At 74.8% G+C, this 18,739-nt stretch carries 15 protein-coding genes; 12 read left to right on the plus strand and 3 right to left on the minus strand.

Annotated elements, in window-relative coordinates; genetic code table 11:
* The first annotated feature begins 202 nt into the window (after positions 1-202).
* The 11 genes from PV789_RS11200 to PV789_RS11250 all read left to right on the plus strand — a co-directional run bounded on the left by PV789_RS11200 (position 203) and on the right by PV789_RS11250 (position 11,367).
* Entirely contained in the window at positions 203-1,201 is a 999-nt protein-coding gene (locus PV789_RS11200) for a substrate-binding domain-containing protein (protein ID WP_274977353.1), read from the plus strand.
* Positions 1,202-1,251: 50 nt separating this feature from the next.
* A complete protein-coding gene (locus PV789_RS11205) occupies positions 1,252-2,769 on the plus strand; it encodes a sugar ABC transporter ATP-binding protein (RefSeq protein WP_274977354.1) in 1,518 nt (505 codons plus the stop codon).
* A gap of 16 nt (positions 2,770-2,785) precedes the next feature.
* Positions 2,786-3,796 (plus strand): ABC transporter permease, encoded by a 1,011-nt coding sequence (locus tag PV789_RS11210; protein WP_274977355.1) that lies wholly within the window; start codon positions 2,786-2,788, stop codon positions 3,794-3,796.
* Positions 3,797-3,822: 26 nt separating this feature from the next.
* Complete coding sequence (locus tag PV789_RS11215) at positions 3,823-4,914, plus strand: zinc-dependent alcohol dehydrogenase family protein (protein ID WP_274977356.1); 1,092 nt, start codon at positions 3,823-3,825, stop codon at positions 4,912-4,914.
* On the plus strand, positions 4,911-6,200 hold the full coding sequence (locus PV789_RS11220) for a hypothetical protein (protein ID WP_274977357.1): 1,290 nt from the start codon (positions 4,911-4,913) through the stop codon (positions 6,198-6,200). The genes PV789_RS11215 and PV789_RS11220 overlap by 4 nt, the downstream gene beginning before the upstream one ends.
* 68 nt (positions 6,201-6,268) lie before the next feature.
* Positions 6,269-7,024, plus strand: a complete 756-nt coding sequence (locus PV789_RS11225) for an SDR family NAD(P)-dependent oxidoreductase (protein WP_274977358.1) — start codon at positions 6,269-6,271, stop codon at positions 7,022-7,024.
* Between the two features lie 25 nt (positions 7,025-7,049).
* Positions 7,050-7,781, plus strand: coding sequence for a FadR/GntR family transcriptional regulator (locus PV789_RS11230; protein WP_274977359.1), 732 nt, complete (start codon positions 7,050-7,052; stop codon positions 7,779-7,781).
* On the plus strand, positions 7,778-8,923 hold the full coding sequence (gene dgoD, locus PV789_RS11235) for a galactonate dehydratase (protein ID WP_274977360.1): 1,146 nt from the start codon (positions 7,778-7,780) through the stop codon (positions 8,921-8,923). Before PV789_RS11230 ends, dgoD begins: the two co-directional genes overlap by 4 nt.
* A gap of 17 nt (positions 8,924-8,940) precedes the next feature.
* Positions 8,941-9,801, plus strand: coding sequence for an SMP-30/gluconolactonase/LRE family protein (locus PV789_RS11240; protein WP_274978111.1), 861 nt, complete (start codon positions 8,941-8,943; stop codon positions 9,799-9,801).
* On the plus strand, positions 9,798-10,778 hold the full coding sequence (locus PV789_RS11245; RefSeq protein WP_274977361.1) for a sugar kinase: 981 nt from the start codon (positions 9,798-9,800) through the stop codon (positions 10,776-10,778). Before PV789_RS11240 ends, PV789_RS11245 begins: the two co-directional genes overlap by 4 nt.
* Entirely contained in the window at positions 10,771-11,367 is a 597-nt protein-coding gene (locus PV789_RS11250) for a bifunctional 4-hydroxy-2-oxoglutarate aldolase/2-dehydro-3-deoxy-phosphogluconate aldolase (RefSeq protein ID WP_274977362.1), read from the plus strand. The genes PV789_RS11245 and PV789_RS11250 overlap by 8 nt, the downstream gene beginning before the upstream one ends.
* A gap of 100 nt (positions 11,368-11,467) precedes the next feature.
* Here PV789_RS11250 and PV789_RS11255 read toward each other — a convergent pair whose 3' ends face one another.
* Positions 11,468-12,439 carry an aldo/keto reductase gene (locus PV789_RS11255; protein ID WP_274977363.1) on the minus strand — a complete coding sequence of 324 codons (972 nt, stop codon included), beginning with the start codon at positions 12,437-12,439 and terminating at the stop codon, positions 11,468-11,470.
* Positions 12,440-12,644: 205 nt separating this feature from the next.
* Here PV789_RS11255 and PV789_RS11260 point away from each other — a divergent pair, with 205 nt between their 5' ends.
* Positions 12,645-15,125: a tetratricopeptide repeat protein gene (locus PV789_RS11260; RefSeq protein ID WP_274977364.1), complete on the plus strand. Its 2,481-nt coding sequence runs from the start codon at positions 12,645-12,647 to the stop codon at positions 15,123-15,125.
* A gap of 39 nt (positions 15,126-15,164) precedes the next feature.
* Here PV789_RS11260 and PV789_RS11265 read toward each other — a convergent pair whose 3' ends face one another.
* Entirely contained in the window at positions 15,165-16,415 is a 1,251-nt protein-coding gene (locus tag PV789_RS11265; protein WP_274977365.1) for a hypothetical protein, read from the minus strand.
* Positions 16,416-17,172: 757 nt separating this feature from the next.
* Entirely contained in the window at positions 17,173-18,558 is a 1,386-nt protein-coding gene (xylB, locus tag PV789_RS11270) for a xylulokinase (protein ID WP_274977366.1), read from the minus strand.
* Positions 18,559-18,739 lie beyond the last annotated feature (181 nt).

An 18,739-nucleotide genomic window follows, 5' to 3' on the forward strand; every position in this document is an offset into this window, starting at 1 on the left:
TCGCCGCCCCTTCGCCGCCGTGCCCTCCTCCAGGCGGCCGCAACGCCCTGTCCGCAGGGGATTGGTGTGCCCCGCGCCACCCTAAAAATAATTAATTACTATTTATTCTTGACGTTACCTGAGTCACTCTGGCATGCTCTCCTGCAGTTGAGGAAGGCGTCCGCGCAGGTGAGCGCGTACGCCCTACGCCAAGGAGGACCCCATGGGCAGACGACCGCCGCGCCCCCCGGGCCGCGCGCTCGCCGCTCTCACCGCCGCCCTGTGCGTGCTGCTGCTCGCCGGATGCGGCGCCAGGCTCGGCGAGGACGGCCGCATCGGCGTCGTCTACATGGACGCGCAGGGCTTCTACGCCGGAGTCCGCGAGGGCATGCAGAACTACGCCGAGGACTCCGGCCGCGAACTCCAGCTCCTGGAGCTCAACGCCCGCGGCGACGCCTCCGAGGAGAGCACCTTCGTGGACGTCGTCTCCTCGGCCGACGTCGACGCCCTGGTGCTGTCCCCCGTCTCGGCCACCGCCTCGGTCCCCGCCGTGCGCCTGGCGCACGAGAGCGGGATCCCGGTGATCTGCTACAACACCTGCATCGAGGACGAGGCCGCCAAGGAGTACGTGACCTCCTACATCCTGGGCGACCCCCACGAGTTCGGCCGCCTGCTCGGCGACGCCGCCGCCGACCACTTCGAGGACGAGGGAGTCGAGGACCCCCGGATCGGCGTCCTCAACTGCGAGTTCGTCGAGGTCTGCGTGCAGCGCCGCGAGGGCTTCGAGGAGGCGCTCTTCGCCCGCCTGCCCGACGCCCGGATCGTCGCCAACCAGGAGGGCGCCACCATCGACGAGGCCGTCAACGTGGGCGAGCGCCTGCTCACCGCCCACCCCGACCTCGACGCCTTCTACGGGGAGGCGGGCGGCGCCACCATGGGCGCGGTCCGCGCCGTCACCAACCGCGGCCTGGCCGGGGAGGTCGTGGTCTTCGGCAGCGACATGTCCACCGACGCGGCACGCGCGCTGTCCGACCACCGCATCCTCAAGGCCAACGTCGACATCTCCGGAATCGCGGTCGGCCTGCTGGCCGGGGAGACCGTCGAGCGCATCATCGCGGGCGAGGCGCCCGAGGAGTTCGTCACCGAGGCGCCCATCGACCTCTACACCACGCCCGAGGACGGCGAGGAGTGGCTGGAGGAGCACCCGGACGGCATCCCCTAGACCGGCCGTCCCAGCACGTCCGCCCCCTTCGTCCCACCTGTGGAGTACCCATGAGCGACACCTCCGCCGCGCCACCGGCCGACACCGACGTCGTGGCCCGCGTCCGCGGCGCGACCAAGAGCTACCCCGGCGTCCGGGCGCTGGACCGCGCCGACTTCGAGATCCGCGCCGGAGAGGTCCGCGCGCTGCTCGGACGCAACGGCGCCGGAAAGTCCACCCTGATCCGCCTGCTGTCCGGCGTGGAGGCGCCCGACGAGGGCGAGATCGAGATCGGCGGCCAGCCGCTCGGCCAGGGCGGCATCCGCCGGGCGGCCAAGCTCGGCGTGGGCACCGTCTACCAGGAGCTCAGCCTGGTCCCGGAGCTGTCGGCGGCCGAGAACCTCTACCTCGGCACCTGGCCCAAGGCCGCCGGGCGCATCGACTACGGCCGGATCAGGGCCGGGGCCGAGGAGGTCTTCGCCGAACTCGGCGTCGACATCGCCCCCGGCACCCGGGTGGGCGAACTGCCCCTGGCCCAGCAGCAGCTCGTGGAGATCGCGCGGGCCTTCCGCGCCCGCCCGCGCCTGCTCATCCTCGACGAGCCCACCAGCGCGCTCGCCGCCGGTGAGGCCGAGACCGTCCTCAAGGCCGTCGAACGCGTCGCCTCCCGAGGCGTCGGCGTCATCTACGTCAGCCACCGCCTGGACGAGATCCGCCGGGTCGCCGACACGGTCACCGTCATGCGCGACGGCGCCGTCGTGGAGACCACGCCGGTCCGCGGCGCCACCACCCGGCACATCGTCTCCCTCATGCTCGGAGGCGAGGCCAAGGAGGAGAACAGGCCGGTGCGCCGCGCCGCCGCCTCCGGAACACCGCTCCTGTCGGTCCGCGACCTGGCGGTCCCGCCCAAGGTCGACGGCGTCTCCTTCGACCTGCGCCCCGGCGAGGTCCTGGGCCTGGGCGGACTCATGGGCTCGGGCCGGACCGAGATCCTGCGCGCGCTGGCGGGCTTCACCCCCTCCCGGGGAACCGTGGAGGTGGACGGCTCGCCGGTGGCCCGCCCCACCCCCCGCGCGATGAAGCGCCTGGGCGTGGGCATCACCCCCGAGGACCGCAAGGGAGAGGGCGTCGTCCCCCTCCTGGGCGTCTCCGAGAACATGGTCATGACCTGGTTCGGCGGCGCCTCCAAGGCGGGGACCGTGCTCCCCTCCCGCGTCTCGGGCATCGGCCGGGACCTCATCGACCGGCTCTCGATCAAGGCCGCCGCGACCGACACCCCCATCGTCAACCTCAGCGGCGGCAACCAGCAGAAGGCCGTCATCGGCCGCTGGCTGCACGCCGGGAGCCGCATCCTGCTGCTGGACGAGCCCACCCGGGGCGTGGACGTCGAGGCCAAGGCCCAGATCTACGCCATCGTGCGCGAGCTGGCCGAGCAGGGGGCCGCGGTCCTCTTCGTCTCCAGCGAACTGGAGGAACTGCCGCTCGTGTGCGACCGCGTGCTCGCCCTGCGCGGAGGACGCCTGCAAGGCGAGTTCACCGGCGACGACATCACCCTGGACAACATCATGGCCGCCGCGATGGCGGCGTGAACGGCGAGGTAGAGCAATGACCACCACCACCAAGGTCACCGGCGAGGCGGTCCCCGCCCGCGGCGACCTCATCGGCCGCTACGGCCACCGCCTCAACGAGATCGGCCTCCTGGCCGCCATCCTGATCCTCTACGTCGTCCTCGGGCTCTCCGCCTCCGGGTTCCTGAGCCTGGACAACCAGCTCGGCCTGCTGCGCAACGCCGCCACGATCGGCATCGCGGCCTGGGGCGTCACCCTGGTGATCATCGCCGGGGAGATCGACATCAGCATCGGCCCGGCCGTCGCCTTCGCCTCGGTCATCGTCGCCAAGGGCGCCACCGAGTGGAACCTGGGCGTGATCGGCGCCATCATGCTCACCCTGGCCATGGGCGTGCTGTGGGGCGCCCTCGCCGGATGGCTCCGGGCCCGGTTCAACGTGCCCTCCTTCATCACCACGCTGGGGCTGTGGAGCGTCCTGGGCGGCCTGGCGCTCTACATGACCGACGCGCTCCCCGTGCCGCTGCCCGAGAGCGGCCTGCTCGACGTGCTCGGCGGCTCCGTCCTGGGCATCCCCACCGCCGCGCTGGTCATGCTCGTGCTCTTCGCGGTCTTCGCCTACGTCGCCAAGTACACCGCCTACGGCCGCTCCGTCTACGCCACCGGCGGCAACGCCGCCGCCGCGCAGCTGGCCGGGCTCAACGTGGCCCGGGTGCGCGTGCTGCTGTTCGCCACCACCGGCCTGCTCTCCGCCATCACCGGCGTGCTGCTCGCCGCACGCCTGGGCTCGGGCAACGGCGGCGCCGCCGCGGGGCTGGAGTTCGACGTGATCGCCGCCGTGGTCATCGGCGGTACCGCCCTGGCCGGCGGACGCGGCTCGCTCGGCGGTACCTTCCTCGGGGTCGTCTTCATCACCGTCATCGCCAACGGCCTGGTGCTGCTCGGCGTCAACTCCTTCTTCCAGGACGTGGTGCGCGGCCTCATCATCGTGGGCGCCGTCCTGATCAACGTCGTCATCAGCAGGCGCAGCGCGGCCAACCGCCTCGCCTAGCCGCTCCGAACGGGGGAAACACAGTCATGAACACCACGGCCGCCGCCACCGCACTCCCCGAGACCATGCGCGGGGTGCGCCTGCCCGGGGACTCGACCGCGGTCCTGGACACCCTGCCCGTGCCCGAGCCGGGTCCCGGACAGGTGCTGATCCGGGTCGGCGCGTCGGGCATCTGCGGCAGCGACATCGGCTTCATCTACCACGAGCACAAGACGCACCGGGGGGTCGAGGGCCCCGCCTACCAGGGCGTCGTCGCGGGCCACGAGCCCTCGGGCACGGTCGTGCAGGCCGGGCCGGGGTGCCGCAGGTTCGGTCCCGGCGACCGGGTCATCGTGTACCACATCGCCGGGTGCGGGCTGTGCGACAACTGCCGCCGCGGCTTCATGATCAGCTGCACGGACCCCTCCCGGGCGGCCTACGGCTGGCAGCGCGACGGGGGCCACGCCGAGTACCTGCTGGCGCAGGAGTCCACCTGCGTCCCCCTGCCCGACGAGCTGTCCTTCGTGGACGGCGCGCTCATCGCCTGCGGGTTCGGTACCGCCTACGAGGGGCTGCGGCGCATCGGGGTCAACGGCGACGGCGACCTGCTCGTCGTGGGCCTGGGCCCGGTGGGGCTCGCGGCCGGGATGATCGGCCGCGGCATGGGCGCGGCCCGTGTGATCGGGGTGGAGCCCAACCAGCGCCGCCGCGAGTGGGCCGCCGGCCTGGACGTCTTCGACGCTCTGGCCTCGCCCGAGGAGGCGACTGACGAGATCGCCCGGGTCACCTCCGGCCGGGGCGCGGCCACGGCCATCGACTGCTCCGGGTCGCGCCCGGGCCGCTCCCTGGTCCTGGAGAACGCCGCCGAGTGGGGCCGCGTCTCCCTCGTCGGCGAGGGCGGCACCCTGGAGACCGAGGTGTCGGACACCCTCCTGCACAAGCAGCTCACCCTGTACGCCTCCTGGGTGACCTCGCTGCCCGCCATGGCGGAGCTGTCGGTGAACCTGGTGCGGTGGGGCCTGTCCCCGGAACAGGTGGTCTCCGACCGCTTCGACCTCGCCGACGCCGACGCCGCCTACCGCCTGGCCGCGGGCGAGAGCCGGGGCAAGGTGTGCCTGGTCAACGGAGCCGAGCGGTGAGCCGCCCCGTCGAGGTGCGGCGCGACGCCTCCGGGGCGCACGAACTCGTGGTCCTGGACAACGGCGTGCTGCGGCTGACCGCCGCCCCCGCGCTGGGCGGGCGGCTCCTGTCGGTGCGCCACCGCGGCCGCGAGCACCTGTACCGCAACCCCCGCCTGCTGGGCGACGATCTCCAGCCGGTGGAGGGCGTGGTCCTGGGGCCGGTGGACGGACCCATGAGCGCGTGGAACAACGTCGGCGGCGACAAGACCTGGCCCGCGCCCCAGGGGTGGGACGGACCCGACGAGTGGGCGGGGCCGCCCGACTCCGTCCTGGACTCGGGCCCCTACACCGCCGAGACCTCCACCGACCCCGACGGCTCCGCCGTGCTCACCCTCACCAGCGGGGACGACCCGCGCTCGGGGCTGCGGCTCACCCGCCGCCTGACCCTGGCGCCCGACAGCGCCGCCTACCGGCTGGACCTGGAGGCGGTCAACGTCTCGGGCACCGCGCGCCGGTGGGCGCTGTGGAACGTCACCCAGCTCGACGGCGGCCCCGGCGAGACTGGTGGGACCGGCGGGCCGAGCGGGTCCGGTGACTCTGGTGGGACCGACGGGCAGCAGGACGGGCCCGGCGGACCGGGCGGAGCACGCGGGGTCTACGTGGGCGTCAGCGGCCCGGGCCCGCACACGGTTCCGCTCGTCGCGGGCAACGGCCGCCCCCGGGTGGTGGAGCACACGCCCTCCGTGGTGCGGGTCCCCCTCCAGGACGTGGTCGGCAAGGTCGGCTTCCCCACGGCCTCCGGGTGGCTGGCCGACGTGGGCGCCGAGGGCACCCTCACCCAGCGCTTCGCCGTGCGGGAGGGGGCCGAGTACCCCGACGGCGGCTCCCGGGCCGAGGTGTGGCTCGAATGCCCCGTGGACCGGCCCCTGGAGCACCTGGGCGGGCTGTGCCCGGTGGACCGCGTCACCGAGGTCGAGGCGCTGGGTCCGCTCACCGGGCTCGGACCGGGGCAGTCCACCTCCCTCGCCGTCGAGTTCGGTTTCGGCACCGGCACGGGGCCGGTGGCCGAGGTGACCCCCGACGGCTTCTGGAGCGAGGAGCCCCGCTGGGGCGCGCCCGAGCCGGGAGGGCGGCGGCTGAGCGGGGTCTTCACGTCCTCGCGCGCGGGCGCGCTGGTCCACCGGGCGTCCGGCCGCACGGTCGCGCACACCCGGCCGGGCGAGCCGGCGCGCTTCGACGCCGTGGTCCCCGAACCCGACACCGACACCGCGCCCGCTGTCGTGTTCGCGCCCGACCGGGCCTGAGCACGAAGGCGCCGCAGAGCAACGACGGTCCCCGGCCCGGCCGGGGACGCAGCAGAGGACGGAACGACATGACACACACCAGGCACCGCGGAGTCACCGCCGTGGTCACCGGCGCGGCCCGCGGCATCGGGGAGGCCACCGCCCGCCGCTTGGCCGCCGAGGGCGCCTCGGTGGTGCTCACCGACCTGTCCCCGAGCCTGGAGGAGGCCGCCGAACGCATCCGCGCCGAGGGCGGGCGCGCCCTGGCGGTGCGGGCCGACGTGAGCGACGAGGCCTCCTGGGACGGGGTCGTGGCGGCGGCCCGGGACGCCTTCGGGCCGGTGGGCGTCCTGGTCTCCAACGCCTACACCTTCGAGCAGGCGCCCGCCCACGAGACCACGCTCGGGTCCTGGGAGCGCCAGCTCGCCGTCAACCTCACCGGCGCGTTCCTGGGGGTGCGCGCCTGCCTGGACGACCTCTCCGCCAGCGGCGGCAGCGTCGTCATCACCTCCTCGGTCCACGCCTGGTTCGGGCTCCCCGGCCGACCGGCCTACGCCACCACCAAGGGCGGGCTCACCGCCCTGACCCGCCAGCTCGCCGTCGAGTACGGGCCGCGGGTGCGCGTCAACTGCGTGCTGCCCGGCCCCGTCCTCACCGCCGCCTGGGAGGGCGTGGGCGAGGAGGAGCGCCGCGACAGCGTCGCCCAGACCGCCGCGGGCCGCTTCGGCGACCCCGACGAGGTCGCCTCCGTCATCTCCTTCCTCGCCTCCGCGGAGGCCTCCTACGTCACCGGGACGAGCCTGCCGGTCGACGGAGGGTGGAGTATCTACAAGGCGTCGTCGTGACGGGACGCCCGGAACGGAGGAAGTGATGGCGGCCTACTCGGGGCGCGGTGTGCACGGCCAGACGGTGCGGTTACTGGGAGAACGCGTGCTCTCCGGACGGATCGGCGAGGGGGAGACGATCGACCTGGCCGCGCTCAGCGGCGAACTCGACCTGAGCCTGACCGCGATCCGCGAGGCGATCAAGGTCCTGGCGGCCAAGGGCCTGGTCGGCTCCCGGCAGAAGAAGGGGACGTTCGTGCGCCCCCGCGGCGACTGGAACCTGCTCGACCCGGACGTGGTCCGGTGGCGGATCGCCGCGGGCGCGGGGGACGTCTTCTTCGGCGAGCTGGCCGAACTGCGCGACGCCCTCGAACCCGCCGCGGCGCGCCTGGCCGCGCTGCGCCGCACCGACGCCGACGTCGCCGAACTGCGCGCGGCGCTCACCGACATCGCCGACTCCGGCCGCGGCCCGGCCGAGGAGGCCGCGCGGGCCGACCTGCGCTGGCACCGCGCACTGCTGGCGGCCACGCACAACGAGCTGTTCACCCGCACCGACGTCTTCTTCGCCGCGGGGCTCTCCGAACGCGACCGCCTGGTCCACGGGGGAGCCCACGACGACCCGGTGCCCACCCACGGCGCGGTCACCGAGGCCGTCGCCGCGGGCGACCCGCGCGCCGCCGAGTCCGCCATGCGCTCCCTGCTGGAGCAGGCCCGGGAAGACCTCCTCCGCGTCACCGAGGACGACGCGGCCGTAGACGATCTGGAGACACCTCAGTGAGAATCACCCGTATCGAGACCTTCCTGGTCCCGCCCCGGTGGCTGATGTGCCGGGTGGAGACCGACGACGGCGTCGTGGGCTGGGGCGAGCCCGTGGTGGAGGGGCGCGCGGAGACCGTGCGCGCCGCGGTCGAGGAGCTGTCCGAACTCCTCCTGGGCCAGGACCCCGCTCCCATCGAGTACCACTGGCAGCGCCTCACCAAGGCCGCGTTCTACCGGGGCGGGCCCATCCTGTCCAGCGCCGTCGCGGGGCTGGACCAGGCGCTGTGGGACATCGCGGGCAAGCGCCTGGGCGTCCCCGTCCACCGGCTCCTCGGCGGCCCTGTCCGCGACCGGGTGCGCGTGTACGGCTGGGTCGGCGGCGACGACCCCGCCGAGCTGTCGGAGGCGGTCGCGGCCCGCGTGGAGTCCGGGCTCACCGCCGTGAAGATGAACGCGTCCGGGGTGATGGGGCGCTCGGCCACCGTGCGCGAGATCGACGGCGTCGTGGAGCGCCTGGCCGGGGTACGCGACGTGCTCGGCCCGGACCGGGACGTGGCGGTGGACTTCCACGGCCGCTTCAACGCGGCCACCGCCCGCCGGGTCCTGCCCCTGCTGGAGCCCCTGCGCCCCATGTTCGTGGAGGAGCCGATCCTGCCCGAGTACGGGCACCTGCTCGGCGACGTCGTGCGCTCCAGCCCGGTGCCCATCGCCACCGGCGAGCGCCTGTTCAGCCGGAGCGAGTTCCTGCCCGCGCTCCAGGCGGGGGTCGCGGTCGTCCAGCCCGACCTCTCCCACGCGGGCGGGGTCTCCGAGGTGCGCCGGATCGCCTCCCTGGCCGAGACCTACGACGCCCTGCTGGCACCGCACTGCCCGCTCGGCCCCGTGGCCCTGGCCGCGAGCCTGCAGGTCGCCTTCGCCACGCCCAACTTCCTGATCCAGGAACAGAGCATGGGCATCCACTACAACCGGGACGCCGAACTGCTCGACTACGTCCTGGACACCGAGGTCTTCGCCTTCCCCGACGGGCACATCCACCGCTCCGAGGCCCCCGGCCTGGGCGTGAGCGTGGACGAGGACGCCGTGCGCGCGGCGGACCGGATCGGCCACCGCTGGAGGCCGCCGGTGTGGAGCCACCAGGACGGGTCCTTCGCGGAGTGGTGAGGAAGGGAGTGACGCGCATGCTGTGCGAACCGTGGAGCACCGACCGCTTCGAACTGGGTGAGGGGCTGCGCCTGCGGGGCCGCGACCTGCTCATGGTGGACATCCTCACCGGCCGCCTCCTGCGGCTCGACCCCCGCACGCCGGGCCCGGCCGAGGTGGTCGCCGCCCTCGACGTCCACCTGGGCGCGGTCGCCCCCGTCCGGGACGAACCGGGGAGGTTCGTCGCGGCCGCGGGCACGGGCGTGGCGCTGCTGTCCGAGGGCGGCGCACCGGAGTGGCTGGCCAGGCCCGAGGACGGCGCGGCCACGCCGATGCGGATGAACGACGGCTGCTGCGACCCCGACGGGAGGTTCTGGGCCGGGTCGATGGCCTACGACGGCACCCCCGGGGCCGGTTCGCTCTATCGCGCCGACCCCGACGGCCGGGTCACCCGGGTCCTGGAGGGCTACACCGTCCCCAACGGCCCCGCCTTCACCGCCGACGGCGCCCGCATGTACCTCGCCGACAGCGCCCAGGGCCGCATCGACGCCTACGAGATCTCCCCGGACGGCACCCCCGGTGCGCGGATCGTCTTCGCCCGGGTCGGGGACGGCAGCCCCGACGGGATGCAGGTCGACGCCGAGGGGCACCTGTGGGTCGCGGTCTGGGGTGCGGGCAGGGTGCACCGCTACGACCCCGACGGAACACTGGAGCGGGTGGTGGACCTGCCCGCCGCCCAGCCCACCAGCGTGTGCGTCGTCGACGCCCCCGACCCGCGGCTGTTCGTCACCTCCGCCGGGATCGGCCTCGACCGCCCCGGGCCCGGTGACGGCGCCCTCTTCTCGGTTCCCGTGGACGTGTCCGCCCCGGCGGCCCAGCCCTTCGGAGGAAACCCGTGACGCCCCAGGTCACCTGTGTCGGCGAGACCATGCTGCTGCTCACCGCGGCCGACCCGGCACCCCTGGACGGTGCCCCGCTCCTGTCCATGGGAACCGCCGGCGCGGAGTCCAACGTCGCGTGCGCCCTGGCCGCCCTCGGGCACCGGGCCGCCTGGCTCAGCGGCGTGGGCGACGACCCCTTCGGGCGGGTGGTCACCCGCAGCCTGCGCGAACGCGGCGTGGACGTGTCCGGCGTGCGGACCGACCCCGACCGGCCCACCGGCCTGCTGTTCAAGGACCCCTCGCCCTCGGGCAGCGCGGTCCACTACTACCGCGCGGGGTCGGCCGCCTCGGCCCTGGGTCCCGAACTGGCCGCGCACCCCCTCGTCCGGACGGCGCGGGCGGTGCACCTGTCGGGGGTCACCCCGGCGCTCTCGCCCGGCTGCGACGCCCTCGCCGAGCGCCTCCTGTCCGACCCCGGCCTGACGGTGAGCTTCGACGTCAACCACCGGCCCCGCCTGTGGAAGGAGGGGCAGGCGGCCCCCCGCCTGCTGGAGCTGGCCCGGCTCGCCGACGTCGTCCTCGTCGGCAGGGACGAGGCCGAGGAGCTGTGGGGCACCCCCACCGCCCGCGACGTGCGCGCGCTCCTGCCCGATGTGGACCGCCTGGTGGTCAAGGACGCCGAGCACGGCGCCACCGAGTTCCGCGGCGACGACGAGGCGTACGTGCCCGCTCCGGTGGTGGAGGTGGTCGATCCGGTGGGAGCCGGGGACGCCTTCGCCGCCGGGTACCTGGCGGGAGGGCTGCGCGGCCTCGACGCGCGGGGCCGCCTGCGGCTGGGGCACCTGTGCGCCGGGCGCGTCCTGCGCGTGGTGGGCGATTTGGCCGACCCGCCCCCGGCGGAATCGGTGGACGAACTGCTCGCGGTCCCCGACGACCGGTGGACCGACCAGGCTTCGGCGGCCGTGGCCGCTGTGAGAGGAGACGGACATGAGTGACCAGGGACTGGACGGACTGTTCGGGGGGCACCGCGTACTGGCGATCCTGCGGGGCATGCCCGTGGACACCACGGTCGCGCTGGCCGAGCGCGCGTGGGACCTGGGCGTCACCGCGGTCGAGGTGCCCGCCCGCGACGCCCCGGGCCTGGAGGCGCTGCGCGCGACCGTCAGGGCCGGGGCCGAGCGCGGCCACCCCGTGGGCGCGGGCACGGTGATCACCCCCGAGCAGGTGCGCGACGTGGCCGGGGCCGGTGCCGCCTTCACCGTCGCGCCGGGCTTCGACGCCGAGGTCATGGCCGCCTCGGAGGCGGCGGGGATGCCCCACCTGCCCGGCGTGGCCACCCCCAGCGACATCCAGGGCGTGCTCAGGGCGGGCGGCCGCTGGGTGAAGGCCTTCCCCGCGACGTCGCTCGGCTCGGCCTGGTTCCGCGCCATGCACGGGCCCTTCCCCGACGTGCGGATCGTGGCCACCGGCGGCATGGACGCCCGCAACGCGCGCGAGTACCTCGACGCGGGGGCGCGGATGGTGGCGGTCGGCTCGGCGCTGGCCGACCCCGAGCAGATCCCCCTGCTGGCCGAACTCGTCTGACCGCGTCCGGAGCCCCGGGAGCGGGGTGCCTTCCGGGGCCCGGGGAACCCGAAGCCCCGGCCCGCTGATCAGCGGGCCGGGGCCTGTGGAGTCCCGGGTCTCAGGCGTCCCCGGGCGGCTCCGGGTCGGTGGCCCCGGTCAGCAGGGCCGCGGACTCCTCGTCCAACCGCAGGTGGTTGGCGGGCAGGAGGTCGGCCAACTGGCGGGTGTCGCGGGCGCTGGCCAGCACCGACGCCACGGACGGCCGGTCCGCCAGCCAGGCCAGGGCCACGGCCGCCGGGGAGGCCCCGCACCGCTCGGCGACCGTGTCCAGTGCCTCCAGCACCCGCCGGCCGCGCGGTTCGTCCAGGTAGGCGCGGGCCTTCCCGGCGCGCGGGCTGTCCACGTCGGTCGATCCCGGCCGGTACTTGCCGGTGAGGAAGCCCCGGGCCAGGCCGAAGTAGGGCAGCAGCGCCAGACCGCGCTCGCGCGCCAGCGGCACCAGGTCGGCCTCGATCCCGCGTTCCACCAGGTTGTACAGGGGCTGGACGCACACCGGGGCGTGCAGCCCCCGCTCCTCGCACACCTCCAGCCACGCCCGGATGCGGCCGGGCTTGTGGTTGGACAGCCCCACGTGGCGCACCAGGCCCTCGTCCACCAGCTCGGAGAAGGCCTCGGCGCTCTCGGCCAGCGGTGTCTCGGCGTCGTCGAAGTGCGCGTAGTACAGGTCGATGGTCTCCACGCCCAGCCGTTCGAGCGAGGCCTTCGCGGCGGCCTTGACGTTGGACGCGGACAGGCCGCGAAAGTCCGGGTGCTCGCTGACCTTCGTGGCGATCACCATGTCGGCGGGGCGTCCGCGCGAGGCGAGCCAGCGTCCGATGACCGTCTCGGACTCGCCGCCCCGGTGCCCCTCGACCCACGCGGAGTAGGAGTCGGCGGTGTCGAGGAAGTTCCCGCCCGCCGCGGTGTAGGCGTCCAGGATCTGGAAGGAGGCGTGCTCGTCCGCGGTCCAGCCGAAGACGTTCCCGCCCAGGCACAGGGGGGACACGCGCAGGGATGACTCCCCCAGTTGGCGAAACCGTACGTGGTCCATGTTCGCCCCGCTTTCGTCGAGTGGTGGATGCGCCGACAGGCTAGACCCGGGGGTGCCGGAGAACCGGTGTTTCCTCCCTCCTCGGGGTGTCACGCCGGGCGGTCGTGGCCGGAACCGGCCACCTTCGGGCCGCGCGGCCGGGTCGTCCGGGGACCGCTGGGTAGGCTTCCCGTGCCCCAGCAGCGATGCGGCCGTGAGGTGACCCTTGAGCGACGACAGGCGTGACGACGAGTGGTCCGAGGGCACCCGCAGCACCGCGGGGGGCGTCTCCGGCCACGGGGCGCTGCTCCAGGGCAGGGACTTCTCGTTCACCGTCCTCCAGGGCGGGGACGGGGGAGGGGCCGCGGCCGCGGCCCCTCCGCGCTACGCGGTCCCCGCCCCGCCGCTGTTCGTCAACCGCGTCCGCCAGCTTGCCCGGGCCCGCGCCTTCATCGCCGACGGCGGCGCCCACGCCCGGGTCCTTGTCGTCCAGGCCTCGCACCGGGGCGGCGGGGCCAGCGCGTTCGGGCTCAAGGCCCTGCACGACTCCTACTCCGAGGACCCGCACCGGTTTCCCGGCGGCTACTTCTTCGCCGACGTCGAGCGCGACGGGGTCATGGAGTCCGTCAGCGGGATCCTGCGCCGGGCCGAGGTCCCCGAGGAGGAGATCCCGGCCGCCCAGGACCGGCGGCGCCAGCGGCTGCGCGGAGAGTTCGACCGGCGCGGCGCCGTCGCCGTCATGGTCGACGGCCCCGGTTCGGTGAACGACGTCCTGCCCTTCGCCGCCACCAGCCCGGGGAGCCTGACCCTGGTCGCCACCGCGCACGACCTCGACCTGGGCGAAGCCCTGCCCCACGTCCACGACGAGCTGGTCGAACTCGACGCGCTGGACGAGGAGCACTCCGCCGAACTGCTGTGCGCGAAGGCGCGCCTGACCCCCGGCCGCGACGACGAGCGGGCGGCGGTGGCCGCGCTGGTCCGGCTCGCCGGAGGAAGGCCCGAACTGCTGCTGCGCTACGGGCGCAGGCTCTTCCGGGCCCGCCGACGGATGGGCGTACCGGAGGCGCTGGAGGCCGTGTACCGGGAGGCGGCCCGGGAGGGAGGGCCTTCCGGGGCCTCACCCGGTCCGCGGCCCGGTGAGGGGATCGCGGACCGGCGGACCTCCGGTGGCGCGATCTCCGACGGGGGACCGGGAACCGTCCCCGGCCGGAGGACGCGCGACCCGGGGCAGGAGCGGGACCGGCCCCGGCCGGTCGGCCAGCAGCACGCGTTCGCCCCGGGACCGCTGACCGACTGGGGGAGCGCCGACCCGGGGTCCTCCGGTGGCGGAATCTTCGAAGGGGGACCGCGAACCGTGCACGGGGACGCCGAGGAGCCCGAGGGCTGTGAGGAGTTCGTGGCCGAGGTGGCCCCCGGGGCTCTGGCCGTCGCGCTGGCCTGCCACCCCGACACCGACTTCGGGGAGGCGCTCGCCCTGCGGCTTGCCCGCCTCGGCCCTCCGGCCGAGTGGGGCCGGGAGCCCGCGACGGCGGGCGGGAGCGGCACCGACGCCGACGCGGTGCGCGGGGCGCTGGCCGCGCTGGTCGAGGAGGAGGTCCTGACCGTGTCCGGGGAGGGTTCCGGGCGCCGCCACCGGTTCCTGTCCGCGCGCGTGCGGCGGGCCTGCGCCGCGCGGGCGCTCGACCGGGACCGGTTCCTCCGGGAGGTGCTCACCCACTACTTCGAGCGGGCCGCGGCGGCGCACCGGCTGCTGCTGCCCGGCCGCTGGCTCCAGGCCGACCTCGACGGGCGGTCGGCCTTCCCGGCGGGTGCCGCCACCGCGCACGCCTTCGCGGACAGGGAGGCCGCCCGCGCCTTCCTGGACGCCGACCGCGCGGCCCTGCGCGCCACCGTCATCGAGGCGGCCGTGCGCGGCGAGTACGAGCGCGCCGCCGAACTGTGCGAGCACCTTTGGGCCCTGTGGTTCACCTCCGGCGGCTTCGCCGACGTGGTCGACACCCACAGCGAACTCCTCGACCAGACCCTGGGCACCCACCGCCTGTCCCCGGCCCGGCTCTCGCGGCTGTGCGTGCAGCGCTCCATCGCCTACCGTCGCGACGACAGCCTCGCACGGGCCCGCGAGGACGCCGAACGGGCCCTGGAGCTGGCCCGCGCCGTCGCGCCGCCGCAGCCGCTGGTGCTGCTCACCGCGCTGGAGGCGGTCGGCGACGCGGCGCTGCGCGGCGGCGGGACCGGGGAGGCGGCCGACCGCTTCGCGGAGGCGCTGGAGGTCGCCGGGACCGCCGGCGACCCGCGCGCGGTCCGCAACGCGCTGCGCAAGCTCGGCGGGGTGCGGCTGGAACAGGGCAGGGACGCGGAGGCCGAGGAGCTGCTGCTCCGGGCGCTGGAGCTGGCCGCCGGGGACCCGGTGGACGACCTCCAGAACCGGGCGCGGCTCGGCGCGGCCCTGGGCGACCTGCTGCTGCGGCGCGGCCGCCGGGACGAGGCCCTCGACCGGTGGGCGCGGGCCGCCGAACTGCACGGGCGCCTCGGTGACCACCGCAGGGTCGGCGACATGCACCTCAGGCGGGCCGACGCCCTGGAAGCGGTGGACGCCGCGGCGGCGCGCGCCGCGCTGGAGGAGGCACTGGCCGGGTACGAGGCGGCCGAGGACCGGAGGCAGGCCGAGCGGGTGCGCGCCCGCCTGGAGGCGGGGCCGGGGCGCTGAGGGCCGCCGGTCCCCGCGGCGGAACGGGAACGCCGTGCCTCAGGGAAGCTCCCATACTGCCCGGACCCGGACGGCGCGGTCGCCCAGCAGCACGGTGAACACGAACCCTTCGGCGGGACCGGTTCCGGCGGCCCGGACACGGGGATCGCGCCGCAGCCGCCAGAACGCCGAGGCGAACACCGCCGGGTCCACGTCCCGCGCGTCCTCCTCGGGGGAGAGCCGGTGGCGCAGGGCGGCGCGGTCACCGACCAGGCAGTCGGCACCGTCCACGGCGGCGGCCAGGCGGGCGCCGGGGTGGACCTCCAGCGCCTCGCCGATCCGCCGCCACGGATCGCCGCGGTCCGGCCCGCACACCACGACGTCCGCGGCGTCGCGCCAGCGGGTCTGGGGTTCGTCGGCGTGCGTGACCGTGTGCGGTCGGCGCAGGGACAGCCGGCCCGTGACCGCCGGTTCGGCCGGGTGGCGGGCCACCCGGATGCCGCCGTCCTCCTCCTCGGCGGTGGCCAGGAGCGGGGCGCAGTCGGCCGTGTCCGGCCATCCGCGCCGGTGGGGGACCGGCGGGTCGGGCGGGGCCACCCGCACCCCGTGGACGGGTTCGGGCAGATTGAGAACGCGATAGAACGCGGTCCGAAGAACGGCGCCGGATTTCCCGGGAACGGAGGTGAGCATTCGCGTGGTGTGCGCGAACCTTTCCGCGGTGTGTTTCTCCGCGTCCGCCGCGATCTGGGAAAGGAGCGGTTCGTCCGGGCGCAGGAGAGCCGCGTTCCTTCCGAAGGCGGCGATGGGGGAGTCGCTGGCCAATTCGTGGTGGGGGAACGAGCCGAGAACCGTGTGGGTGCCCAGGGCGGCGCCGTAGAAGGTGACCGAGCCGTGGTCGCCGACGACGTGGTCGGCCGCGACGAGGGCCGCCTGCCAGCCCTGCCGGGGCGGCAGGACGCGCAACCCGGCGCGTTCGGCGTCGGCGAGCCAGGCGCGCACCTGCCAGGGGCCGTGGCCGTGCCAGACGTTGGGGTGCAGGGCCAGCGCCACCCGGTACTCGTCCACCGGGAGTTCCTCCAACAGGCGGAGGGGCAGGTCGGGCCAGCGGCCGAGCAGGGAGGTCGGGCCCCAGGTGGAGCTGATCAGGACGAGTCTGCGCCGCCCGGTCTCCAGGTGGTCGCGGTAGCGCTCACGCCAGGGGAGTCCGGCCAGGACGCGGTCGTAGGTGGGGTCCCCGGCGACGAGGGCCGCGTCCACCGCCTCGGGACAGGCGGCGTTCAGCCGGTCGAGCTGCTCGGTGTGGGAGAGCACCAGGGTCTGCGGGACGAGCGCGCCGTCGCGGAGCAGGGTCTGGCGGGAGAGGCCGAAGACCGCCTCGTCCTCCGGTGGGAATTCGCCGGTGGGTGCGTCCGCGGTTTCCGGTTTCCGGTTTCCGGTTTCCGGTTTCCGGTTTCCGGTTTCCGGTTTCCGGTTTCACCAATTTATTGTATCCGGCCCCGTGGGAGAACACCACCATGGGCGCTTTGATCCGGTGCAGATCGTCGCCGTAACTCGCGGAGAGGGCGAGGTCGAATTCCTCCTCCACGGCCTGTTCCCACGGTGCGACGACGGCGCCGATGTCACTGAGGAACTCGGTGACGCCCTCACGGAAGTTGGAGGTCCGCGCCCGGGTGAAGACGACCTGCACGCGGGGGTCGGACTCCAGGAGGGGGAGGATGTCGAGCAGCCGGGTCAGCGTGGTCACGGTGTGGACCACCACGAGGACCCGGCGGCTGTCGGGAGCGGTGGACCAGGCCGGTGCCGACCCGATGGGCACCCGCAGCCGCTCCTCGACCGACATGCGCCCTCCCGCCACCGCTCGCGTCCGTTCCGCCCTGCGACGGAACAGCGTACCGAACAGCCCCGCCCTCCGCCCCAGCGCTCTCCCCTCACCGGGTGGTTCCGCTACCGGCGCCACTGTGGGCCGTGGCAGCGGCGCCGGTAGCGGGACCGCGTGTGGAGGAAGGCCCCTGCGCCGCATGCGACTCCGCCCCCCGCCCGGGCGCCCGGACGGGGGTGTGCCGGATTCCTAGAGGCCGTGGGTGGAGCGGCGCGCCTCGGCGTAGCGCTCGCGCACGTGCGGCGCGTCCACGGGCTCGGCGGAGGCCTCCGGCTCGCCCAGGTCCCAGGTCGGCGCCTCGGCGCTCCCCGCCAGCGTCCACGCCGCCTGCCGGGCCGCGCCCACGGCCACGTACTCGGCGGGCCGGGGCACGACCACCCGCGCGCCCAGGACGGTCGGCGCCACCGCGCGCACGGCGGCCGACTGCGCCGCCCCGCCCACGAGCAGCACCCGGTTGACCGGGATGCCGGTGTCGGTCATCGCGGACAACCCGTCGGCCAGCCCGCACAGCATGCCCTCCACCGCCGCGCGGGCGATGTTCTCCGGGCGCATGTTGGACCGGCGCAGCCCGTGCAGCGACCCCGCGGCGTCGGGCAGCACCGGCGTGCGCTCGCCGTCCAGGTAGGGCAGCAGCACGACGCCCTCGGCGCCCGGCTCGGCCGCCAGCGCCAGTTCGTCCAGCCCCGCCAGGTCCACGCCCAGCATCGAGGCGGTGGCGCCGAGCACCCGCGCCGCGTTGAGGGTGCACACCAGCGGCAGGTACCGACCGGTCGCGTCGGCGTACCCGCAGATGATGCCGCTGGGGTCCTGCGTGGGGCCCTCGCTCACGGCGAACACGGTGCCGCTGGTGCCCAGTGAGACCACCGCGTCCCCCGGGCGCAGCCCCAGGCCCAGGGCGCTGCCCATGTTGTCCCCGGTACCCGGGGCCACCAGCGCGCCCGAGGGCGTGCGTCCCACGGCCTCGGCCGGTTCGGCCACGCGCGGCACCCGGATCTCGCGTCCGAACGCCCGCGCCAGCAGGTCGGGGCGGTAGGCGTTGTCGGTCGCCGACCAGTAACCGGTGCCCGAGGCGTCGCCGCGGTCGGTGGTGGGCTCGGACCCGGCTCCGGTCAGCCGCCAGGTGAGCCAGTCGTGTGGGAGCATCACCGCGGTCGTGCGGTCGGCGTGCTCCGGCTCGTGCCGGGCCAGCCAGCGCAGCTTGCTCACGGTCAGGCTGGCGTTGGGCACGTTGTCCACGGCCTTGGCCCACTCGGCGGGGCCGCCCAGCTCCTCGATCAGGTCCAGGGCCGTTCCGGCCGAACGGGTGTCGTTCCACAGCAGCGCCGGGCGGACCACCGCGCCGACCTCGTCCACGGCGACCATGCCGTGCTGCTGTCCGGCGACGGAGACGGCGGCCACGTCGTCGAGCAGGCCGGAGGAGGCCTGTTCCAGGGCCGACCACCAGGAGTCGGGGTGGACCTCGGTTCCGTCGGGATGCGGGGCGCGGGCCTCGCGCACCACCGCGCCGCTGTCGGCGTCGCAGACCACGACCTTGCAGGACTGGGTCGAGCTGTCGATTCCGGCGACCAGGGGCATGGTTCTCGCTCCGTGAGGGTGGGGTGGCAACCCTGACAACCTAGAGGATCGGAGCGGGTACTGGAAAGCGCTGCCCCTATCCGTTGTCCCGTGATGACCGTTTTCCCAGGGTGGCGCCCGGGGCGCCACCCCTTAAGACAACTAAACCAGTAGGGAATGTGGTTAACTGCGTTCATGGCAG

This window comes from Nocardiopsis camelliae, assembly GCF_028993595.1.
In the GTDB taxonomy this organism is placed as follows: domain Bacteria; phylum Actinomycetota; class Actinomycetes; order Streptosporangiales; family Streptosporangiaceae; genus Nocardiopsis; species Nocardiopsis dassonvillei.

Excerpts from the sequence above, each read along its gene's own strand:
- PV789_RS11205 (WP_274977354.1), top strand. The coding sequence starts at position 1,252 with ATGAGCGACACCTCCGCCGCGCCACCGGCCGACACCGACGTCGTGGCC.
- PV789_RS11255 (WP_274977363.1), bottom strand. The coding sequence starts at position 12,439 with ATGGACCACGTACGGTTTCGCCAACTGGGGGAGTCATCCCTGCGCGTG.
- PV789_RS11200 (WP_274977353.1), top strand. The coding sequence starts at position 203 with ATGGGCAGACGACCGCCGCGCCCCCCGGGCCGCGCGCTCGCCGCTCTC.
- PV789_RS11210 (WP_274977355.1), top strand. The coding sequence starts at position 2,786 with ATGACCACCACCACCAAGGTCACCGGCGAGGCGGTCCCCGCCCGCGGC.
- PV789_RS11230 (WP_274977359.1), top strand. The coding sequence starts at position 7,050 with ATGGCGGCCTACTCGGGGCGCGGTGTGCACGGCCAGACGGTGCGGTTA.
- PV789_RS11250 (WP_274977362.1), top strand. The coding sequence starts at position 10,771 with ATGAGTGACCAGGGACTGGACGGACTGTTCGGGGGGCACCGCGTACTG.
- xylB (WP_274977366.1), bottom strand. The coding sequence starts at position 18,558 with ATGCCCCTGGTCGCCGGAATCGACAGCTCGACCCAGTCCTGCAAGGTC.
- PV789_RS11240 (WP_274978111.1), top strand. The coding sequence starts at position 8,941 with ATGCTGTGCGAACCGTGGAGCACCGACCGCTTCGAACTGGGTGAGGGG.
- PV789_RS11215 (WP_274977356.1), top strand. The coding sequence starts at position 3,823 with ATGAACACCACGGCCGCCGCCACCGCACTCCCCGAGACCATGCGCGGG.
- PV789_RS11225 (WP_274977358.1), top strand. The coding sequence starts at position 6,269 with ATGACACACACCAGGCACCGCGGAGTCACCGCCGTGGTCACCGGCGCG.